This is a genomic window from Tabrizicola soli (assembly GCF_015999335.1).
GTDB lineage: Bacteria > Pseudomonadota > Alphaproteobacteria > Rhodobacterales > Rhodobacteraceae > Tabrizicola > Tabrizicola soli.
Window position 1 is genome coordinate 97,464 of record NZ_JAEACP010000019.1, and the last position, 17,700, is coordinate 115,163.

Sequence of the window (17,700 nt, forward strand, 5' to 3'; positions counted from 1 at the left end):
ATGACCGGGTTCGTTCAGAAGACGTATCGCGGCGGCGGCGTGTGGGGGGCCAAACTGCGGCTGGAGCCCATGACCGGCGTGATCTCGAAATGCGACGATCCGGCCACCGACATCAGAGTGACGGGCACTGGCTCACCGGGGAAAACAAGCTGACATGTTCCGTGTCCTGACCCCTCACCGCAGAAAGCGTCTGGTATCAGGGGTTGGGCGTGAAGTGCGTCAGCATGTACTCCGTGCGGTGATCGTTCTGAGTGCGCCAGTCCAAAAAGGGTGGCGAGAAGGAGGAAACTGCACAGGAGGGCCATCATCAACCGCATGGCTGGAGCATAGCCCCTCTCACCTAAGTGCCGACTGATCACATCTAGGTGAAGCACCAAATTCCTTCCAGGATTGGCGAAAACGCAACGCATTCACCTGTTTGTGACCCGGCCGCGATGCAAAGCCGTTTGACCTTCCCACGTTGGAAGGAAGCAAACCTTGCTCAAAAAGGAGCAGAACATGCGATTCACTCGACGGCTTTTTGTTGCCGGAGCACTTGCCGCGCCTTTCGTGACCGGTCGCGCCGCCAGCGCGTCGGAAGACACGCCTGGCCCGGTCCGTAACAACATCTCGGCTTTTCGCACCCACGAGTGGCAGGATCACTTCGATGCTCTGGGCGTCGGGATCATCATCTCTGACACGACGGCCAAGGTCCTCCAGCACTGGACGAGCGACGGTCAAATGTACCTCTACCCGACCTCGGTCCCGCTGTCGGACGAGCTGACCCGCCGGGGCTATACCGAGGTCGTCGAGAAACGGGTGAACCCGAGTTGGGCCCCGACACCGTCGATGCGGGAAAGGAACCCGGAATGGCCGGCCTTCGTGCCCGGCGGCGACCCGGCCAACCCGCTCGGCACCCGCGCCCTTTACCTGTCGTGGCAATACTACCGTATCCATGGTACACACGACACGCGCAAGATCGGTCGCCGCTCGTCGAACGGCTGCATCGGGCTTTACAACGAACATATCGAGGAAGTTTTCGACCGGACGCCGGTCGGGACGCAAGTGAAGCTGATCTAGACGGATGAAACCATCTTCGACCTCACCGAACGCACTCAAGAACCTGTTTTCGCACAGGTTCTTGCGGTTGGTGTCGATGTGGCTGTTGTCCCTGGTCCTGGCGCTTGGCCTGATCCTGGGACAGACCGCAGAGGCGGGCCCTGTCGAGGATCATCATCCCGAGACGTCAATCGAGATCGCGAGTAACTTAGGGCAAGAGACCACGCCGGCACCTGCATGCCACCCAGGCCTCGCCTGCACTGTTTTCGTCGTGTCCGAGGGGCCGGTCACAGCACTGTCCCTTTCAATCGTGATCACTCTGCGACCGGACCCGAAGCAGTCGCAACGCCGCTTCGGCGGCCCGTCTGTGACCCTGCCTCCCCCCCGAACCCGGATCTGACAGTCAGGCCGGACGTGCGTCTGACGGTTCGATAGGCTCTCCGCAGCTCTGTCGACAGTTCAATCTCTGTCAGCCTGACACCAGACAGTTGCGCAAGCCGCGCGACCCGCCGGAGGCGGGACGCGGGATCGGTCAACAACAAGAAACCAAGGGCAGTCAGGCAGATGAAACCACAATGGACAGGCGCTTTGGCGCTTGCCGCTTCTGCAGTTGCGGCAGTGGCGCTGGCACATAACGGGGCGACGGGTGTCGTCCTGGAACGGATGAACGGGATGACGGCGATGCGGGACACGGTGGCGGAGCTGGCGCCGATGATGCAGGGCACGGCTCCCTACGACACATTCATCGTGTCAGAGGGTGCGAGTGTCATCGCTGGTCACGCGGGCGAGACGATGCTGTCGCTGTTCCCGGAAGGCAGCCTCGAAGGGGTGACCTATGCCAGGCCGGAGATCTGGTCCGACTGGCAGGACTTCGCAGCGCTTGCAGGAGAATTGAAGACCTACGCCGACGCTCTCGCCGTGGCGGCTCCGAACGGGCTGGAAAAGGCGCTTCCGCCCGCCGACGATATGGCCGGGATGGATCATTCGGCAATGACGATGACCCCGGCTCCGGAAGTCAAGGAGGGTTTCACAGTAGCGGAGCTGATGGGCTACGGCGAAAGAACCCAAGAGGTCCAGGTCGCGCGCGGCACATCGGACCCGGCGACGCTGGCGTTCGATCTGACGACGTTGGCCGCTGACGACCTCTTCACCCGGATCAGCGCTACCTGTTCGTCCTGCCATTCGCAATTTCGCGCCGGTCGGAACTGACGATGCGGGGCTTGATCCGCTTTTCGGTCATTGTCCCGGTCGTTGTCGCCGGGTTCGGTGCCGGGGTACTGGCGCTATGGCCTGTAGGCGCGCCCGAGCCCGCCGCGTTCCCGCCCGGGGATGCAGAACGCGGCGCCTATCTGGCCCGCGCCAGCGGCTGCGTGTCCTGTCACACCAACGCGGCTGCCAAGGGACTGGCGCTCGCCGGAGGAGCGCCGCTCGACACGCCCTTCGGCATCTTCGTGCCCCCGAACATCACTCCGCATCCTACTGCCGGGATCGGCGGCTGGACCATTCAGGATTTCGCCAAGGCTGTCCGCCAGGGAGTCTCGCCGGAGGGTGACCCCTACTATCCGGTCTTCACCTATTCCTTCTACGCAGGCTTCACCGATCAAGAGATCGCCGACCTGTGGGAGGCGTTCCGCACCGTTCCGCCGGTTGCGGATGCTGCCCCCGCGCATGATGTGGGATTTCCGTTCAGCTTCCGCTCGGGCCTGAAGCTCTGGCGCGCTGCCTACCTCGACGCGCCGGAGACGGATGCGCTGATGGGCACATCGTCGCCGTGGAATCGCGGGCGTTTGCTGGTTGAAGGCGCGGCCCATTGTGCGGCATGTCATACCGGCCGAACGCTTGCAGGCGGCCTGGACGACTCCGCCCGCTTCGCCGGAAACGACAGTCTCCCCGGCGGCAGCAAGGCACCGTCGATCTTGGTAGCCGATCTTCTGGAAGGCGGCTGGACGGTCGCAAATCTGGCCTATGCGCTTCAGACGGGCCTGTTGCCCAACGGGGATGCCTTTGGCGGCAGCATGGCCGAAGTCGTGGCCGAGGGCACCTCGTACCTGACCGACGCCGACCGCGAAGCCATCGCGACCTACCTGCTCGACCCCGACGGCAGCGGGGACATCCCGGAACCCGCTCGTCCTGTCACGGAGACCCCGATGGCGGGGATGGACCACTCGCAAATGGAGATGGGCAATGAGAACTAGAGTGCTCGCAGTGGCGCTTGCTCTGGGCGTCTTTGCCCTTGTGGGCGCGTTCATCTGGACTACGGTGCGCACGCTCGATCCGCGAGACACCGTTGCGGATCAGAGCGTGCCGACGGCCGAAGTGTCGGAAGTCCTTCCGGATGGTCGGATCGACGTCCAGGTCTATGTGCTCGGAAACCGGGACGTCCGTCTCGAGATCCAGTTCACGCCGGATGCCGATGCCATCGAATCTGCCGCTATGCGGCCGGACGTGAACTTCGCGATGATGGAGATGCATATGGACGGCTTTGATCCGCCGCTTCAGTTAGTCGAGGCCGGGGTCTGGCGAGCAAATCTCAAGTTGCCAATGGCTGGACGGTGGGTGGTCAGTGTTGGCTTTGGCGAGGATCGCGCAGAGGTTGAATTTGATGCACAGTGACGGACCGACACAACAGGCAAGGCACGATGATACCCTGCACCGGGGGTTTCGCGGCATCGCCGTCGGCATCGCGATGTTCGCTGTCCTCGGGACGGTGACGGCAGTCTGGGCGAACCCCCTGTTCGTCCGCATGACTCCGGTTGGTCCGTGGGAGTTCGGGGCCACTGTCCTGACGGCACTCTTGGCCGGAGTGACGGTCGCGCTTTGGGTTCCCCGATGCCGGCTGCGGACATCCGGGGCAGGCGGTCTTGCGAGCTTCCTCGGGATCGCCTGTCCGACCTGCAACAAGGTCCTGATGCTGATCTTCGGCGGGCCGGCGCTGCTCGCATGGTTCGATCCGGTCCGGCCCTGGCTCGCGGCAGCCGGGGTCATCACCATGGGCTTTGCTGCCTTTCGCACATGGCGCGCGTTTCGCGAGTCCCGATCCGACCTTCAGATTGTCGGCGGCGTTGAAACTCCCATGACGGGAGGCCCGCTGTGACAGCGTCAACTGGTTTGCGGTCAGCGATGCGTGGGCTGGCCCGGAAGACGCTGGTTCGGCACACGCTCGTGGCCATCCTTGCGACGGGGCTCGTGCTGGGCTTTGCGGCGGTTCACGCGCAGTTCAGCCCGATGCATCGATGGAACCGCGCCTTCGGGGATGCCTCGCTGGTGCTGATCGCGCTGTCGATGGCCTTCGGGCCACTGACCCGCTTCCTGCGCGCAGCGGTTCCGCTGCTGCCGTTCCGCCGTGAGATGGGTATCCATGGCTGCCTTCTGGTGATCGTCCATGCGGTGATCATCCTCGTCGGCTGGGTTGAATGGGATCTGATGCGGCTTTTCGGGTTCGAATGGCATCCCGACCTCTTGGTCTATGTCATGTTCCAGCATGGTTTCGGACTTGCCAATGCCATCGGGATCGCGGCCCTCGTCCTCGCGGTGCTGCTTGCCGCCACGTCGAGCGATTTTGCGATGCGGCGTCTGGGACTGTCAGGCTGGAAGTTCTTGCAGATGGGCGTCCTGCCGATGTGGTGGCTGACCGTCGCCCATGTCGCCTACTTCCTCTTCATGCATTTCCTGAGCTTCCACCGGGCAACGCCACCGCCGAACCCGCTTCAGCCCTGGTTCGTCGGACTTGTGGTTCTGGTCCTTGGTCTGCGCGCGGCGGCCTACCTGAAGACCATCCGCGCCAAGGCCGCGTCCGAACTGCCGGGAGAGGAGGCAAGTCGTGCGTCGGTCTGAACGCGAACTCGCGCATGCGGCAAGGAAGACGACCCGGCGGTCCCTCCTGCTGGGTGGGGCGATGTCCTCGGTGGTCAGCGTTCTGGGCTTTCGGATGTGGCAACTGGGCGTCCGTGATGCCGAACAATACTACCTGCTGGCCGAAGAGAACCGGATCAGCCTGCGGCTGGTACGTCCCGACAGGGGGCGCATCTTTGACCGGGCCGGAAAGATTATTGCGGACAACGAACAGGCCTACCGCATCACGCTCGTGCGGGAGGAAGCACGGGATGTCGAAGATGTCCTCGAGAAGCTGCGTCTACTCCTTGGTTTAGACGAGGAAACACTGACCAAGGTCCGCGAGCAGACGGCCCGTGTGCGGGCCTTCGTTCCGATTACGGTAAAGGACCGGGTCACCTGGGACGAGCTTTCCATCGTGGCCTTGAACTCCCCCGTGCTTCCGGGCGTTCACCCCGAGATGGTCCTGTCCCGTGTTTATCCTTTCGGGCCCGATTTCGCCCATCAGGTCGGCTATGTGGGACCGGTCAGCGACAACGATCTGGAAAACGAGGCTGCCGACAATGAGCCACTGCTCCGCCTTCCCGATTTTGAAATCGGGAAGACCGGGGTCGAGCGCAGCCATGAACGCGCCCTGCGCGGCCTGCCGGGAACCCAGCGGGTTGAGGTCAATGTCTCCGGTCGCACGATGCGCGAGCTGGCGCTCGACCCTGCTACCTCGGGCCCCGACATGCAGGTCACCCTCGACCACCACCTTCAGAACTTCATGCGCGTCCGCCTTGAAGGGCAAAGTGCCGCCGCGATCGTGATGGACGTGACGAGCGGCGATCTTCTTGGCTGCACCTCGGCGCCGTCCTTCGATCCGAACCTCTTCGTCCGCGGGATTTCCAGCCGCGACTACGGCGCGCTCCGCGACAGCGAATTCCGCCCGCTCTCCGACAAGACGGTGCAGGGGGCCTATCCGCCGGGATCGACGATCAAGATGTCGAATGCGCTGGCCGCGCTGGAAACCGGGCTGATGGACCCGGAAGAGACTGTCGCCTGCAATGGCTATGTCGAGATCTCCGGCCGCAGGTTCCACTGCTGGAAGCGCGGTGGTCATGGCCGAGTGAACATGGTCGGCGCGCTGCGCGAGTCCTGCGACGTATACTTCTATGAGGTCGCGCAGCGCATCGGCATCGACGGTATCTTCGCGATGAACGACCGGCTGGGGCTTGGCCAGAAGTACGACCTTCCGCTGTCCGGCATGGCGCATGGCAACAACCCGTCGCGCGCTTGGAAGCAGGAAAGGTATGGGCAGGACTGGCTGATAGGGGACACCATCAATGCCTCAATCGGCCAGGGCTTCACGCTCGCCTCGCCGATCCAGCTTGCTACCATGACGGCGCGACTGGCGTCGGGGACCGCCGTTCTGCCGCGTCTGGTGCGGCCGTTTGGCGGGCAGGACCAAGACAATCCTGATCCGGCCCCACTCGGTCTGTCGGCCGAAGCACTGGCCATCGTGCGACAGGGCATGTTCGAGGTCTCGAACCACGAGCGCGGGACGGCCTATGCCTCGCGCATCGCCGATCCGGCGCAGGCGATGGCGGGCAAGACTGGAACGAGCCAGGTCTTCTCTATCACCGCAGCTGAGCGGGCCGCAGGCGTCCGTTCGCAGGACGAGCTGCCGTGGAACCGTCGAGATCACGGGCTGTTCGTGGCCTTCGCACCGTATGATGCGCCCCGCTTTGCCGTCACGGTCGTGGTGGAGCACGGTGGCGGCGGGTCAACGGCCGCCGCGCCAATTGCGCGCGACATCATGCTGTTTGCGCAGCATGGCGGCTTGCCCCCCGAGGACGCCTATCCGACATCGCAGAGGGCGCGCGTGCGGGAGGACCTGGCTCTCTTGTCCGAACGCATCCTGCCGCCGGACGGCACGACGGCTACGGTGAGCCGGACATGATGCACTGGCTCAGAAGGGCGTGCTCCCTTAGCGTTCTCGGAGTCGCCGTCGCCGCAACCCCCTTTGTACTTTCGTCGGTTCCAGCCCGTGCGTTTTTTCACGACACGCCCGACATCGAAGGTGGGCGTGCCATTTACGCGGCCAGATGCGCCTCCTGCCACGGTGCCAATCTGGAAGGGCAGCCGGACTGGCAGTCGGCGAGGGAGGACGGCACCTATCCCGCGCCGCCCCACGACGAAACCGGCCACACCTGGCATCATGGGGACGCGATGCTGCGGGACTACATCCGCCGCGGGGGGCAGGCGGTGCTGGACGATATGGGGGTCGACTTCACCTCCGGCATGCCTGGGTTTGGCGACGAGCTGACCGAAGACGACATCGAAGCCGTCCTCGCCTATATCCGGTCAACCTGGCCCGACCGCATCCGCGCCGCGCAGGCTGAACGTAGCCAGTTGGAAGCAGGTTCGCCTTGAAGCCGCAAGCAGGTCCGCCGACCTCCCGATTTCCGCTTGCCTCTCTAGGAACTAGAGGGTGCAGACCGCCTGAAACTCTTTATCCGTCACACAAGGCACTTCTCATGCGCGTCACGTCAATCCTGCTTGCCATCACTCTCGTCTTCGCTCCCGGCCTTTCCCCGGCGCAGGAGATTACCGAGGACCGGATCAGGGAACTGGTCGTCGAAACCTTGCGCGAGAACCCGGAGCTTGTGCTCGAGGCGCTTCAGACGCTGGAGGCACGCCAAGCAGAGGCCCAGGCCGCCGCTGCCGCCGCGACCCTGGCTGACGAGCGCACCCTGCTGGAGCGCGACCCCAACGCGCCGGTCCTCGGCAACCCGGAAGGCGACGTGACGGTGGTGGAGTTCTTCGATTACAACTGTCCCTACTGCAAACGCGCGATGCCTGAAATCGACGCCCTGCTGGCCGAAGACGGAAACATCCGTCTTGTGCTTCGGGAGTGGCCCATACTCAGCGAAGGGTCAGCGATCGCGGCGCGGGCCGCTTTGGCCGCGCGGAAGCAGGGCAAGTATGCCGAATTGCACAATGCGTTGATGGGCGCACGCGCCAAGTTGGAGGAACAGTCGGTGCTGCGGATCGCGGGCGAGGTCGGGCTCGATGTCGAGCAGCTCAAGGCCGACATGCAATCGCCCGAGGTCGAGGAGCATATCGCCACGTCTATGCGACTGGCCGAGGCGCTCGGCTTCAACGGCACGCCGTCTTTTGTGGTAGGCGACCAGCTGATCCCCGGTTTCGTCGAGAAGGCGCAGCTTGCCGAAGCGGTGTCAGCGGCACGGGCTGTCGAATGAGTGCCCGTATCCCACGCCTTCCTGTTATCCTTCTTTGGCGGCCCTTCCCGGTCAGAGTGACGGTCTTGGGCAGGATCGGAAAATCCGTCCTCGTGGCCGCGGTGTGGATCGGCCTTGCAGGGTTTGCTTGGGCGCATTCGTTCACCGTGAGCCTTCTGGTCGTCGGCGAGAACGTCGAGGAAAACCTTGCAGAGGCCGTCCGCGGTTTCCTGCTGGCAGCGGACGAACGGGACGGGCACGCCAACGAAACGTCCGACGGGCATCTCGGCGGGGTTGATGTGCAGATCTTGCCGCTTCCACGAGATGCAGCCGGGCTGGTCGAAGGCCTGTTCGGCACGCCCGACGAGCCGACCGATGTCGTGATTGTCCTTGGCCTCGAACCTTTGGCCAGCGATGCCGCGCGTGCGTATCGGTCGGCAACTACGGTCTTGCAGCAGGCCGTTCCGCCGGACGGGTGGGACAGTGACGACGGAACCGACAGTTTCGTGTCGCGCTATCGGGTCGCTTATGGCGCGACGCCTGGTGTGATGGCGGCAACGGGGTATCATGCGGCTCGCAGGCTCGACGTCGCGATCAGACCTCTGGACGGTGTGGTCCCGCAAGACGCGCTGGAAGACGGCTGGCGATCAACCGCCTCCGGTCTGCCCTGGTGACCAAAGCACCAACAGTGCCAGGCGTCATTGGCACTGGACAGACCTCAACCGGCTGATCGAGATCAGGCTGCGGCGTAGCTCGTGAAGACACTGCCGCTGCCGTCCGTGCCGACGAGGATGACGTCATAGGCCTCGCGCTCGGTCTCGGGGCCCATGCCCGGCGACCCGTAGGGCATTCTGGGAACGGAGAGGCCGACGGCAGCAGGGCGTTCAGCCAAAAGCCGCCGGATGTCGGCAGCGGGCACATGCCCCTCGACCGTGTAGTCGCCGATGGTGGCGGTGTGGCATGAGGCGAGGGTCTCGGGAATGCCGCGCTCGCGCTTGAACGCCTCAAGCTCCTCGATGCTGCGTTCCTCGAAGGTCACGCGAAAGCCGCTGTCGCGTAGATGTCCGATCCACCCGTTGCAGCAAGGGCAGCCTGGATCCTTGACGACGTGGATGCTTTCGTCACCCCCGGCAAGGGCCGGGGTTGCCGCAATTGCGGCCAGCCAAGGAACAGCGGCGAGAACCGTGCGCCGGGACAATGTCATGATGTCGGCCTTTCAATGAGACTCTTCTGCAACCATAGCTCCGGGCGCATGAATTCGCGAGCAAAGTCTGGTGAACCCGGCCACCGATCACTGAAATGCTACTCTAGCCGCGGATCCCCGGCCTGGACCAGCAGAACGCCATGGTTCTCGTCGGCGTCATCGTCGGTGATTGTCCGTGTGGCGACGCCAGGCAACTCGGCAAACGCCTGCATCATCCGCTTCGGATACCAGGTCATCGGCAGACTTTCAAAACCGGGCACGCCGTCGAGCACCCGCGACAGCGCGATGGTGCAGTTCGCCTTCGGCACCGCGCCATAGGCCATCGCCCGCTGCATGATCAGTGCCGCGACCTCGGGCGAAACCTCGACGGTCTGTTCAACCACGTCGTAGGTCTCGCGGGCGTGGTAGTCGATGTAGAAATCCACCATCTTCGGGGTGATCCCGTAGTGTACGTCGTTGCGTTCGGGCAGCCGGGGATGCCGCCAGGTGCCAGCCGGATCGAACAGCACGCGCTGCGATCCGTTGATCAGCAGGCCCGCATGAGCACCCGCTCCGCTGCGTGTCGAGAGTACCGTGTAGAGCGTGACCGAGGTCGGGCCGGGATGTTCGTAGCGCGCGGCGGCCACGGCCTCATCGGGTGCCCAGATCGGCTCGGCGCCGCAGGACGCCAGGCCAAGGATTGCCGCAAGGGCGAGGAGAAGCTTTTTCATCGAGTCGCTGTCCCGCGTTTTCTTGCAGGTTCCGCGCAATTGCGATGGATACCAGTAAACTCTGCGACAGTGCGACGGAGGATTTGGAAACGCGGCATTGATGCCGCAGACATTCGAGGCCGGGTGCCGATCAGGGACACCGAACTGTCAGATGACGGGAGCAGCCAATCCTGATAGATACATAAATCATGGCTTTGTCGTCGTTTCGCATGCGTGTCCTGATCCTCGCCGCATATCTGGTCGCGGCGATCCTGCCCGTACTGGCACTGGGCGAAGGACGGCAGCAGTTCCAGGACGACCATGCACAGATGATGGCCATGGCCGGTCATCTTGCGCAGATGCCGGGGATGGGCGGTGCGGACGACGTGACCCAACAGTTGCTCTGTCAGCAACACTGCATGTTCGCCGCCGCGGCCTTTCCTGCGCCGGACCGGGTTCCGGAAACTGTCGCGCGGTCTTCCGATGGTGAGGTTGGTATCGTCATGCTTCCCACCTCGCTGGCCATTCCGCCCCCGGGGCGGCCTCCCAAGATCGCCGTGATCTGAGCCTACGGTTCTGGCATTCGCCGGGGACCATTTGTCCAATTCACGACACGATACAGGAGAATTCGCATGTCGCCCCTTTCTCGCCGCGGCTTTCTGGCCGCTTCTGCGGCCACGGCCGCTTCACTGGTGCTTCCCGCACGGGTCTGGGCCCAGTCCGGCCGAATGTCGCTGACCGCCACCACCCGCACCATCGACGTGCGGGGGAGAGCCGCAACCGTCTGGGGGCTTCTGGACGGCGCTGGCCGGTCCGGCCTTGTTCTCGATCCGGGCCAGGCTTTCGCCGTCGATCTGACAAACACGCTTGGCGAGGCGACGATCATCCACTGGCACGGGCAGATTCCGCCGAACGCGCAGGACGGCGTCCCCGACCTGCCGATGCCGGTCCTTCAACCCGGCGAAACCCGGGCCTACGATTTCGCGGCGCGACCGGGCACGCACTGGATGCATGCCCACATCCCGGCGCATGAGATGATGCTGCTTGCAGCACCTCTGGTCGTGCGGCGTCCCGAGGACGTTGCTGCCGACCGGCAGGAGGTGACGCTGTTCCTGCACGACTTCGCGTTCAAACCGCCCGCCGAGGTCCTGGCAGAGATCACCGGCGGTGCATCCATGGCCGGAATGGACCACGGCCAGATGGGGCAGGGCGGCATGGACCATTCCGGAATGGACATGGGTGCGATGGGTCAGGGGGACATGATGGCGATGCCGGGCATGGACGGCATGGCGATGGACCTGAACGACTACAACTTCGACGCCTATCTCGCCAACGACCGCACACTGGACGACCCCGAAGTGGTTCAGATCGACAAGGGCGGGCGGGTCCTTGTCCGTATCATCAACGCTGCGGCGGCGACGGTTTTCTGGATCGATACCGGCATCCTGCCGGGGCGGCTGGTAGCGGTCGATGGCGAGCCAGTGCAGCCCCTGCCCGGCAGCCGCTTTGGCGTCGCAATGGGCCAGCGGCTGGACGTCGAACTGGATGTGCCGAGTGATGGCGGGGCCTTCCCGATCCTTGCCCTGCGCGAAGGTGCCAAGGAAAGGACGGGTGTCATCCTTGCCACGCCGGGCGCGGCGGTGACCAGGATCGCCGAGATGTCGGAGGCCGACCATCCCGCCTTCAGCGGCGATCTGGCGCAGGAGGCCGCCCTGCGCGCCGTCACCCCGTTGCCCGAACGCGCGCCAGCCTCGCAGCCGATGCTGATGTTGGGCGGCTCAATGATGCCCTATATTTGGACGATCAACGGGCAGACCTGGGGCACCCACGTTCCCGTCACGGCGAAGACCGGCGACCGGGTCGAGATCATGTTTCACAACATGTCGATGATGGCGCATCCGATGCACCTGCACGGTCACGCCTTCCAGGTGGTGGGTATCGGCATGGACCGGATCGCGGGGGCGGTGCGCGACACGGTGCATGTGCCGCCGATGGGCATGGTGACGGTTGCGGTGGACGCGGGCGAGGTGGCGCGGTGGATGCTGCACTGCCACCACATGCCGCATCTCTCGACCGGCATGATGACCGAGTTCGCGGTGTCGGCCTGACGCACGCCCGGACCCGCAGCCTGTATGCGGGTCCGGGCCCTTTCCCGGAGAGAGCGGACCCATGCCAACACTTATCGGCCGCCGTGCCGTCCTTGGTGCACTCGCCGCGCCCTTCCTTGCAGGGTCTGCCGAGGCTCGCCCACCCTTCCGGCTGCTCAAGGATCCGCAACCGCTGCTGTCTCCGCCGATCCTTGACGAAGCTGGCACTACGCGGAAACTCGACGACTTCGCCGGCCGGGTGATGCTCTTGAACATCTGGGCGACCTGGTGCCCGCCCTGCAGGGAAGAAATGCCGACACTTGACCGGCTCCAGTCCCGGCTGGGCGGTGCGGATTTCGCGGTGCTGCCGCTGTGCATCGACGACGCGGGGATCGGCAGGGGGCGACGCTTCTACGACGAGATCGGCATCGTCGATCTGCCGCTCTATTGGGCCGAAGCCCTTCGGGTTCAGCTAGCCCTTGCCTTCATCGGCCTGCCGACAACCCTTCTGATCGACCGGCAGACCCGGGAGATCGGACGCCTTCAAGGTCCGTACGCATGGGACAGCGAGGACGCCGTAGACCAGATCGTCGGTGCCCTCTGAGGGATAAGTCGGTGTTGGTCGAAGACCGTCTGCCAAAGATCGGACCCCGGGCGGATGTGATTTCAGGCCGCAGGATAGCTGGTGAAAATCTCCAGTTCTCCATCGCGCCGGATCAGCAGCACGTCGTAGGCATCGCGGCTGTCCTCGGACCCCATCCCGGGCGAGCCGTAGGGCATGTCGGGCACCGCAAGTCCGACCGCATCGGGGCGTTCGGCCAGCAGCCGCCGGATGTCTGCAGCAGGAACATGGCCTTCAAGCGCATAGCCGTCGACCACACCCGTATGGCAGGAGAAGGCCTTCGCCGGGACGCCTTGGTCCATCTTGAAGCGGATCAGCAGCGTTCCCATCGACACTTCGTCCGTCACGGTGAAGCCTTGCGCGCGCAGGTAATCGACCCAGGCTTCGCAGCATTCACAGCCGCGTCCCTTGACGACATGGATCGGTGGTTCCGCTTGCGACCAGGCGGCACGCCCTTGGAGCGCGACGCCCGCCGCTGCCGCAAGCATCAGGTTGCGGCGTCCGATGTGGTGTCCGCTCATCCCTGATCCCCTTCAACCAAAGCTGCAAAGCCCGTCTCGCGGCGCCAGGTCGCCAGCGCATCAAGATCCTGCGCCGAAGCAATCTCGCGTTCCGGCAGTGCTTCGCGGTCCGTCGGATCGACCGGCCGACCGTCAACGCGCACCTCGTAGTGCAGGTTCGGGCCGCTGACGAGGCCCGTCGCGCCAACGGCACCGATGCTGTCACCGGCCTTGACCCGCGTGCCTTCCCGCACATCTTCGGCAATCTCGGACAGATGGGCATAGCGTGTCACAACCCCGCCGCCGTGGTCGATGTCGATGGTCAGGCCATAGCCCCGGATCGTACCGGCAAAGACGACGCGCCCTGCGCCGGTGGCCGAGACTTCGGTTCCGACCGGAGCGGCATAGTCGATCCCGGTATGCATCCGCACGCCCCCAAGAACAGGGTGGTTGCGTCGCCCGAAGACGGAAGACAGCCGGGCACCGAGGATCGGCGCGGCGGACCGCTGCACGGCTTCCCCGTCCTCGAACACGATGACGGGACCTGCTGCATCCGTGGCGACGAGTTCAAGTACCCGGTCTGCAAGTTCCAGTCGCGCATAGTTCAGCCGTGGCTCGCCCGCGATGCTGCCGTCAGGAAGCTGGTCTTCCTGCCAGACCAGTGCAAAAGTTTCGCCGCCCTGCAAGTCGCGCCGGAAGTCGACCTGGCCCGCGAGGAGCGCAGTCAGGTCCACGGCGAAGCGTTCCGGCGCGTTGCGCGCAACGAGGGCTTCGTAAAGCGTGCCGTCAAGCACAAGCGTTTCCCGCCGGTCCGTTTCACGGATTGGCGGATCAAGCCGCGCGGCTCCAACGGGGCCGTCGAAGGTCAGCACAATCTCGACGCCATCTTCCACGAAGAGCGACATGCGTGTCAGGCTCGCCGGATCGCCCGATGTGGCCGTCCACTCGATGCGATGGCCTGGCCGCAGGTCGGTGAGGTCGTAAACCCCCGCGAGAGCCAAGGCGGCCTCTGCCCGGATCCCGGCAGGGACACCCGCATGACCGAGCACACTGTCGAGCGTGTCGCCGGAGGCAATCGTCGCTTCGAACACGGCGGGAAGATGCGCGGTCGGCGTGTCGGCTGCAGCCTGCAACGGCACGAGGGAGGCGGCGGCAAGGACTATGAGGGCAGAGCGGATCATCTGGCAGAATGACCTTTCAACTGAGGGTTCGGCGGATCTTCGGAACGGCAAAGCGCCGGTCCTCGTGGAAGTCGATGATGCTGGCAAAGCGTCCGTCCGGGTGGAACAGGAACACACCGGCGGTGTGGTCCATCGTGTAGTCACCATCGTCCCGCGGCACGCGCGCGTATTTCACCCGGAAATCGGCGGCAGCTTTCTCGACCTGTTCGGCGGACCCTGTCAACCCGATGATGCGCGGATCGAAGTTGCTCACGTAGTCGGCGAGGGCCTCCGGCGTATCGCGGTCGGGGTCGACCGTGATCAGGGCCACGACCAGCCGGTCGGCGTCGGGCCCCAGTTCCTCAAGCCAGAGCGAGATGTCGCTTAGTGTCGTCGGACAGACATCCGGGCACCAAGTGAAGCCGAAGAAGGCCATGACCGGGCGACCGACCCAGTCCAAAGGCCTGACGGGTTGTCCGCGGTGGTCAGTGAGATCCCAGTCCATGTCACCGACAGGCAGGGGCAACAAGGCGTTCCCGCGCTGCCGGTCACGTGTCCGCCACGCGCCAACCCCCAGCATGAAGGCGACAGCCGCGCCTGTGGCCCCCAGGCCTAGGATCACTGCCCGGCGTCGCTGCAATCCGGACCCTCCGCGCGCAGGGACAGCACGTCGGCATCGACCGTCACGTCGCCCGCATTCTCGAAGGTCAGGGTGACGGGGAACCGGTCACCCTCCTTCAGCGCTGTGGCCAGACCCATCAGCATGCCGTGGTAGGCGCCGGGGGACAGCGCCACGGTCTCGCCCGCCGGAACCGGGATCGACATCGCGTGCGGCATTGAAGCGATGCCGTCGGTGACGACGGTCTCGTGAAGCATCGGCATGGTCGCGGCCGGCGTCGTGATGCCGATAAGGGCGTCGTCTGTGCTACCTCCGTTCGTGATCTCGACATAGAACACCGCCGGGCGATCCGCGCCAATGGTCGCCTTGGACCAGGCGTGTTCTATGGTGAGGTCGCCGACCGTAAACGTCCCGCAGGCGAAGGCGGCAGGGGCGGCGAGGAGCAGGGCCGTGGAAAGGAACAATGATTTCATTTGTCAGAATCTCGATCTGAGGTCGGAAAGGATTTCGGCGGCTGGCGTGCCGTAGGCGAACTGCCTCAGCCATACGCCGTCAGGGCCGATCAGGAACAGGCCGGGACTGTGCGACATGGTGTAGCCGTCCGCGACCGCTGCGTCGGCCTCACGGGCGAAGTAGATCTTGAAGCTCTCGGCCGCAGCCTCCGTGTCCGCATCAGTGCCCGCAAGCCCGAGGATCGCCGGGTGAAACGCCTCGGTATACTCCCGAAGGCCGAGCCGCCGGTCCCGCACCGGGTCGATGGAAACGAAGATGGGCTGCACCTTCGCCGCATCTGGCCCGAGATCGTCCATCACCTGCGCGACCTCGGATAGGGTGGTGGGGCACACGTCCGGGCAATTGGTGAAGCCGAAGAAGACCAGCAGGAACTTGCCACGAAACTCTTCCGATGTCCGCTGCGTCCCCTCGCTGTCCGCAAGCGAGAAGGACGGGGAAAAGGCCGCGTCCGCAACGTCTTGCATCCCGGCAGATGACCAGCGCAGCGCGAAGAACGCCACGGTCGCCACAATGGCTGCGGTCCAGAGGATGATTTGCAGATTCCGAAGGCGCATTCAGAAGTCCCAAGCTTTGTAGTAGGCGGTCTAGAACCTTGAGCAACTAGAGGTTCAAGTCGCAACCATCCCGTCCACATCCGGCAGGCGGGCTTTCGCCTATCCATGCGGGACCAGAAAACGCGCCAGCGCGATACCGATAAGCACGCCGACGAGGCCGAAGGCAATCCCATAGCCGACTCCGTACTGCAGACAGTCGAGCCGCTTGCCTCCGCGCCTTCGGGCGACAAGCACCCCCCAGACGAAGCCCGCGAGGGCGAAGACGGGTCCAATCATGCGACGCCCCTTTTCTGTGAGCTCGTGGGCCTGGTCCGCCGGAGCAGGCCATATCCGGTCCAGCTTGCGACCAGCATTGCCAGCGGCATCCAGTCCCCGAAACGGGCATAGAGGGTTGCGCGAAGCGGCCTCGGCAGACGTGCGTCGATGATTCCCTGTTCGCCGAGCTCGAGAAAAGCCGTGACGCGCCCGAACGGGTCGACCACCGCCGAGATTCCGGTGTTAGCCGCGCGAACCAGCGGCAAGCCTTCTTCGACCGCACGCATCCGCGCCGAGGCGAAGTGCTGCCATGGTCCGATCGAGGTGCCGAACCAGGCGTCGTTGGTCGCGTTGAAGATCCAGTCGGGCCGTATCGCGTCATCGACCACATGCCCGGGGAAGATGATCTCATAGCAGATCGCAACGCCGGGAAACGGGAAAGGGCCGAAAGCAAGAGTCGCGGGTCCGGGGCCGGGCGAGAAGTCGCCAAGTGACTGAACGATCCGCGGGAACGGCAGAAGCCCGCGCCAGGGCACATATTCGCCGAAGGGGACGAGGTGATGCTTCGCATAGCGAGCCAGGACGCCGCCGTCCGATCCGATGGCAAGGACCGCGTTGTGATAGACTGCGTCTGTACCGGCGAGTTCCCGCTCCGGGCTGCCGGTCAAGAGCACGGCGCGATCCGGCAGAAGCCAGCCGATCACCGCTCTTGCCCCCGGATCTTCGGCAAGAAACCCTGGCCAAGCAGTTTCTGGCCACAAGAGCAGGTCGAACGCACCGGGCCGGGCCGAGAGGAACAGGAGCCGCGCGATGTTGGCGTTGCGCGCAGCCGGGTCCCACTTCGCGCTCTGTGGGATGTTCGGCTGGACGATGCGAACCTCCCGTCCTTGGCCGGTGTCCGCCGACAGAAGCGCAACGCGAAGGTATCCGAACATGGCCAAGGCCAACATCGTTGCTGCAGCCACCCCAAGATATGCCCGACGGCTTTCCCGCGCCGGGCCGCCCATCGCATGTCCGATGCTGGCCGCTGCCAGGACGAGGACGAACCCCAGTCCGTAGCTGCCCAAGACCGAGGCCGCTTGGGCAAGAATGGTCCAGTCGGCCAGTGCATAGGCGGCAAGATTCCAGGGAAAACCTGTGAGCACATGACCACGTAGCCATTCAGCGATTGTCCAGGCGGTGGCAAGCGACAGGGCAGGCGGCAGGCCCGCTCGCGCCAGCTGCGCCGCCAAGGCGCAGGACAGCGCGGGGAAAACCGAGAGAACCGCAGCAAGACCTAGGCTGTGAACTCATAAACGGGATTTCCGCGGGTTCTGAAGCGTGATTCACTCGCCTCGATGGAGGTGGTGATGGCGCGTTTTGATCTTTCGGACTTCGAATGGGATCTGATCCGAGCGCTGCTGC

At 64.5% G+C, this 17,700-nt stretch carries 22 protein-coding genes and 1 pseudogene; 14 read left to right on the forward strand and 9 right to left on the reverse strand.

The window, feature by feature from the left end; genetic code table 11:
• The 11 genes from I7S92_RS17440 to I7S92_RS17490 all read left to right on the forward strand — a co-directional run bounded on the left by I7S92_RS17440 (position 1) and on the right by I7S92_RS17490 (position 8,767).
• Positions 1-153, forward strand: coding sequence for a hypothetical protein (locus I7S92_RS17440; RefSeq protein ID WP_154664631.1), 153 nt, complete (start codon positions 1-3; stop codon positions 151-153).
• A 345-nt stretch (positions 154-498) separates the two neighbouring features.
• Positions 499-1,059 carry a L,D-transpeptidase gene (locus I7S92_RS17445; protein WP_197646690.1) on the forward strand — a complete coding sequence of 187 codons (561 nt, stop codon included), beginning with the start codon at positions 499-501 and terminating at the stop codon, positions 1,057-1,059.
• Between the two features lie 543 nt (positions 1,060-1,602).
• Positions 1,603-2,247 carry a c-type cytochrome gene (locus I7S92_RS17450; RefSeq protein WP_197646692.1) on the forward strand — a complete coding sequence of 215 codons (645 nt, stop codon included), beginning with the start codon at positions 1,603-1,605 and terminating at the stop codon, positions 2,245-2,247.
• Between the two features lie 2 nt (positions 2,248-2,249).
• On the forward strand, positions 2,250-3,233 hold the full coding sequence (locus I7S92_RS17455) for a c-type cytochrome (RefSeq protein ID WP_242070262.1): 984 nt from the start codon (positions 2,250-2,252) through the stop codon (positions 3,231-3,233).
• 1 nt (position 3,234) lies between these two features.
• Positions 3,235-3,651: a FixH family protein gene (locus I7S92_RS23370; protein WP_197646694.1), complete on the forward strand. Its 417-nt coding sequence runs from the start codon at positions 3,235-3,237 to the stop codon at positions 3,649-3,651.
• Positions 3,641-4,132, forward strand: a complete 492-nt coding sequence (locus I7S92_RS17465; RefSeq protein ID WP_197646696.1) for a hypothetical protein — start codon at positions 3,641-3,643, stop codon at positions 4,130-4,132. The genes I7S92_RS23370 and I7S92_RS17465 overlap by 11 nt, the downstream gene beginning before the upstream one ends.
• Positions 4,133-4,158: 26 nt before the next feature.
• On the forward strand, positions 4,159-4,872 hold the full coding sequence (locus tag I7S92_RS17470; RefSeq protein ID WP_197646699.1) for a ferric reductase-like transmembrane domain-containing protein: 714 nt from the start codon (positions 4,159-4,161) through the stop codon (positions 4,870-4,872).
• Positions 4,859-6,811: a penicillin-binding protein 2 gene (gene mrdA, locus I7S92_RS17475; protein ID WP_197646701.1), complete on the forward strand. Its 1,953-nt coding sequence runs from the start codon at positions 4,859-4,861 to the stop codon at positions 6,809-6,811. The genes I7S92_RS17470 and mrdA overlap by 14 nt, the downstream gene beginning before the upstream one ends.
• On the forward strand, positions 6,808-7,284 hold the full coding sequence (locus I7S92_RS17480) for a c-type cytochrome (RefSeq protein ID WP_165053279.1): 477 nt from the start codon (positions 6,808-6,810) through the stop codon (positions 7,282-7,284). The genes mrdA and I7S92_RS17480 overlap by 4 nt, the downstream gene beginning before the upstream one ends.
• A 104-nt stretch (positions 7,285-7,388) precedes the next feature.
• On the forward strand, positions 7,389-8,114 hold the full coding sequence (locus I7S92_RS17485; protein ID WP_051911390.1) for a DsbA family protein: 726 nt from the start codon (positions 7,389-7,391) through the stop codon (positions 8,112-8,114).
• Positions 8,111-8,767 carry a hypothetical protein gene (locus I7S92_RS17490; RefSeq protein WP_174212439.1) on the forward strand — a complete coding sequence of 219 codons (657 nt, stop codon included), beginning with the start codon at positions 8,111-8,113 and terminating at the stop codon, positions 8,765-8,767. Before I7S92_RS17485 ends, I7S92_RS17490 begins: the two co-directional genes overlap by 4 nt.
• A gap of 62 nt (positions 8,768-8,829) precedes the next feature.
• On the opposite strand, the gene I7S92_RS17495 is transcribed toward I7S92_RS17490, so the two are convergent.
• Both I7S92_RS17495 and I7S92_RS17500 read right to left on the reverse strand, forming a co-directional pair.
• The gene (locus I7S92_RS17495) at positions 8,830-9,297 is read right to left on the reverse strand and encodes a DUF411 domain-containing protein (RefSeq protein WP_035714052.1); all 468 of its coding nucleotides are present in this window, start codon (positions 9,295-9,297) and stop codon (positions 8,830-8,832) included.
• A gap of 98 nt (positions 9,298-9,395) precedes the next feature.
• A complete protein-coding gene (locus I7S92_RS17500; protein ID WP_105515995.1) occupies positions 9,396-10,007 on the reverse strand; it encodes a hypothetical protein in 612 nt (203 codons plus the stop codon).
• Positions 10,008-10,216: 209 nt separating this feature from the next.
• Here I7S92_RS17500 and I7S92_RS17505 point away from each other — a divergent pair, with 209 nt between their 5' ends.
• The 3 genes from I7S92_RS17505 (at position 10,217) to I7S92_RS17515 (ending at position 12,677) form a co-directional block, all read left to right on the forward strand.
• Complete coding sequence (locus I7S92_RS17505; protein ID WP_165053273.1) at positions 10,217-10,552, forward strand: hypothetical protein; 336 nt, start codon at positions 10,217-10,219, stop codon at positions 10,550-10,552.
• A gap of 66 nt (positions 10,553-10,618) precedes the next feature.
• Positions 10,619-12,094, forward strand: coding sequence for a multicopper oxidase family protein (locus tag I7S92_RS17510; protein ID WP_035714057.1), 1,476 nt, complete (start codon positions 10,619-10,621; stop codon positions 12,092-12,094).
• Between the two features lie 61 nt (positions 12,095-12,155).
• A complete protein-coding gene (locus tag I7S92_RS17515) occupies positions 12,156-12,677 on the forward strand; it encodes a TlpA family protein disulfide reductase (protein WP_088217531.1) in 522 nt (173 codons plus the stop codon).
• A 62-nt stretch (positions 12,678-12,739) separates the two neighbouring features.
• Here I7S92_RS17515 and I7S92_RS17520 read toward each other — a convergent pair whose 3' ends face one another.
• From I7S92_RS17520 to lnt, 7 genes and pseudogenes are all read right to left on the reverse strand, one after another.
• Complete coding sequence (locus I7S92_RS17520; protein ID WP_035714060.1) at positions 12,740-13,216, reverse strand: DUF411 domain-containing protein; 477 nt, start codon at positions 13,214-13,216, stop codon at positions 12,740-12,742.
• On the reverse strand, positions 13,213-14,376 hold the full coding sequence (locus I7S92_RS17525; RefSeq protein ID WP_051911392.1) for a M23 family metallopeptidase: 1,164 nt from the start codon (positions 14,374-14,376) through the stop codon (positions 13,213-13,215). The genes I7S92_RS17520 and I7S92_RS17525 overlap by 4 nt, the downstream gene beginning before the upstream one ends.
• A gap of 16 nt (positions 14,377-14,392) precedes the next feature.
• Positions 14,393-14,935, reverse strand: coding sequence for an SCO family protein (locus I7S92_RS17530; protein WP_051911399.1), 543 nt, complete (start codon positions 14,933-14,935; stop codon positions 14,393-14,395).
• Between the two features lie 38 nt (positions 14,936-14,973).
• Positions 14,974-15,447: a copper chaperone PCu(A)C gene (locus I7S92_RS17535; protein WP_035714065.1), complete on the reverse strand. Its 474-nt coding sequence runs from the start codon at positions 15,445-15,447 to the stop codon at positions 14,974-14,976.
• A gap of 3 nt (positions 15,448-15,450) precedes the next feature.
• Complete coding sequence (locus I7S92_RS17540) at positions 15,451-16,041, reverse strand: SCO family protein (RefSeq protein WP_105516000.1); 591 nt, start codon at positions 16,039-16,041, stop codon at positions 15,451-15,453.
• Between the two features lie 99 nt (positions 16,042-16,140).
• The gene (locus I7S92_RS17545; RefSeq protein ID WP_088217530.1) at positions 16,141-16,317 is read right to left on the reverse strand and encodes a hypothetical protein; all 177 of its coding nucleotides are present in this window, start codon (positions 16,315-16,317) and stop codon (positions 16,141-16,143) included.
• Positions 16,314-17,564, reverse strand: a pseudogene (gene lnt, locus I7S92_RS17550) (apolipoprotein N-acyltransferase); the annotation flags it as partial. The pseudogene lnt and the gene I7S92_RS17545, both read right to left, overlap by 4 nt.
• Positions 17,565-17,700: the final 136 nt, after the last annotated feature.

Bases quoted from the DNA above. Each gene is read 5' to 3' on its own strand.
- I7S92_RS17440 (WP_154664631.1), top strand. From the start codon at position 1: ATGACCGGGTTCGTTCAGAAGACGTATCGCGGCGGCGGCGTGTGGGGG.
- I7S92_RS17445 (WP_197646690.1), top strand. From the start codon at position 499: ATGCGATTCACTCGACGGCTTTTTGTTGCCGGAGCACTTGCCGCGCCT.
- I7S92_RS17450 (WP_197646692.1), top strand. From the start codon at position 1,603: ATGAAACCACAATGGACAGGCGCTTTGGCGCTTGCCGCTTCTGCAGTT.
- I7S92_RS17455 (WP_242070262.1), top strand. From the start codon at position 2,250: ATGCGGGGCTTGATCCGCTTTTCGGTCATTGTCCCGGTCGTTGTCGCC.
- I7S92_RS17465 (WP_197646696.1), top strand. From the start codon at position 3,641: ATGCACAGTGACGGACCGACACAACAGGCAAGGCACGATGATACCCTG.
- I7S92_RS17470 (WP_197646699.1), top strand. From the start codon at position 4,159: ATGCGTGGGCTGGCCCGGAAGACGCTGGTTCGGCACACGCTCGTGGCC.
- I7S92_RS17480 (WP_165053279.1), top strand. From the start codon at position 6,808: ATGATGCACTGGCTCAGAAGGGCGTGCTCCCTTAGCGTTCTCGGAGTC.
- I7S92_RS17485 (WP_051911390.1), top strand. From the start codon at position 7,389: ATGCGCGTCACGTCAATCCTGCTTGCCATCACTCTCGTCTTCGCTCCC.
- I7S92_RS17490 (WP_174212439.1), top strand. From the start codon at position 8,111: ATGAGTGCCCGTATCCCACGCCTTCCTGTTATCCTTCTTTGGCGGCCC.
- I7S92_RS17495 (WP_035714052.1), bottom strand. From the start codon at position 9,297: ATGACATTGTCCCGGCGCACGGTTCTCGCCGCTGTTCCTTGGCTGGCC.
- I7S92_RS17500 (WP_105515995.1), bottom strand. From the start codon at position 10,007: ATGAAAAAGCTTCTCCTCGCCCTTGCGGCAATCCTTGGCCTGGCGTCC.
- I7S92_RS17505 (WP_165053273.1), top strand. From the start codon at position 10,217: ATGCGTGTCCTGATCCTCGCCGCATATCTGGTCGCGGCGATCCTGCCC.
- I7S92_RS17510 (WP_035714057.1), top strand. From the start codon at position 10,619: ATGTCGCCCCTTTCTCGCCGCGGCTTTCTGGCCGCTTCTGCGGCCACG.
- I7S92_RS17515 (WP_088217531.1), top strand. From the start codon at position 12,156: ATGCCAACACTTATCGGCCGCCGTGCCGTCCTTGGTGCACTCGCCGCG.
- I7S92_RS17520 (WP_035714060.1), bottom strand. From the start codon at position 13,216: ATGAGCGGACACCACATCGGACGCCGCAACCTGATGCTTGCGGCAGCG.
- I7S92_RS17525 (WP_051911392.1), bottom strand. From the start codon at position 14,376: ATGATCCGCTCTGCCCTCATAGTCCTTGCCGCCGCCTCCCTCGTGCCG.
- I7S92_RS17530 (WP_051911399.1), bottom strand. From the start codon at position 14,935: ATGCTGGGGGTTGGCGCGTGGCGGACACGTGACCGGCAGCGCGGGAAC.
- I7S92_RS17535 (WP_035714065.1), bottom strand. From the start codon at position 15,447: ATGAAATCATTGTTCCTTTCCACGGCCCTGCTCCTCGCCGCCCCTGCC.
- I7S92_RS17540 (WP_105516000.1), bottom strand. From the start codon at position 16,041: ATGCGCCTTCGGAATCTGCAAATCATCCTCTGGACCGCAGCCATTGTG.
- I7S92_RS17545 (WP_088217530.1), bottom strand. From the start codon at position 16,317: ATGATTGGACCCGTCTTCGCCCTCGCGGGCTTCGTCTGGGGGGTGCTT.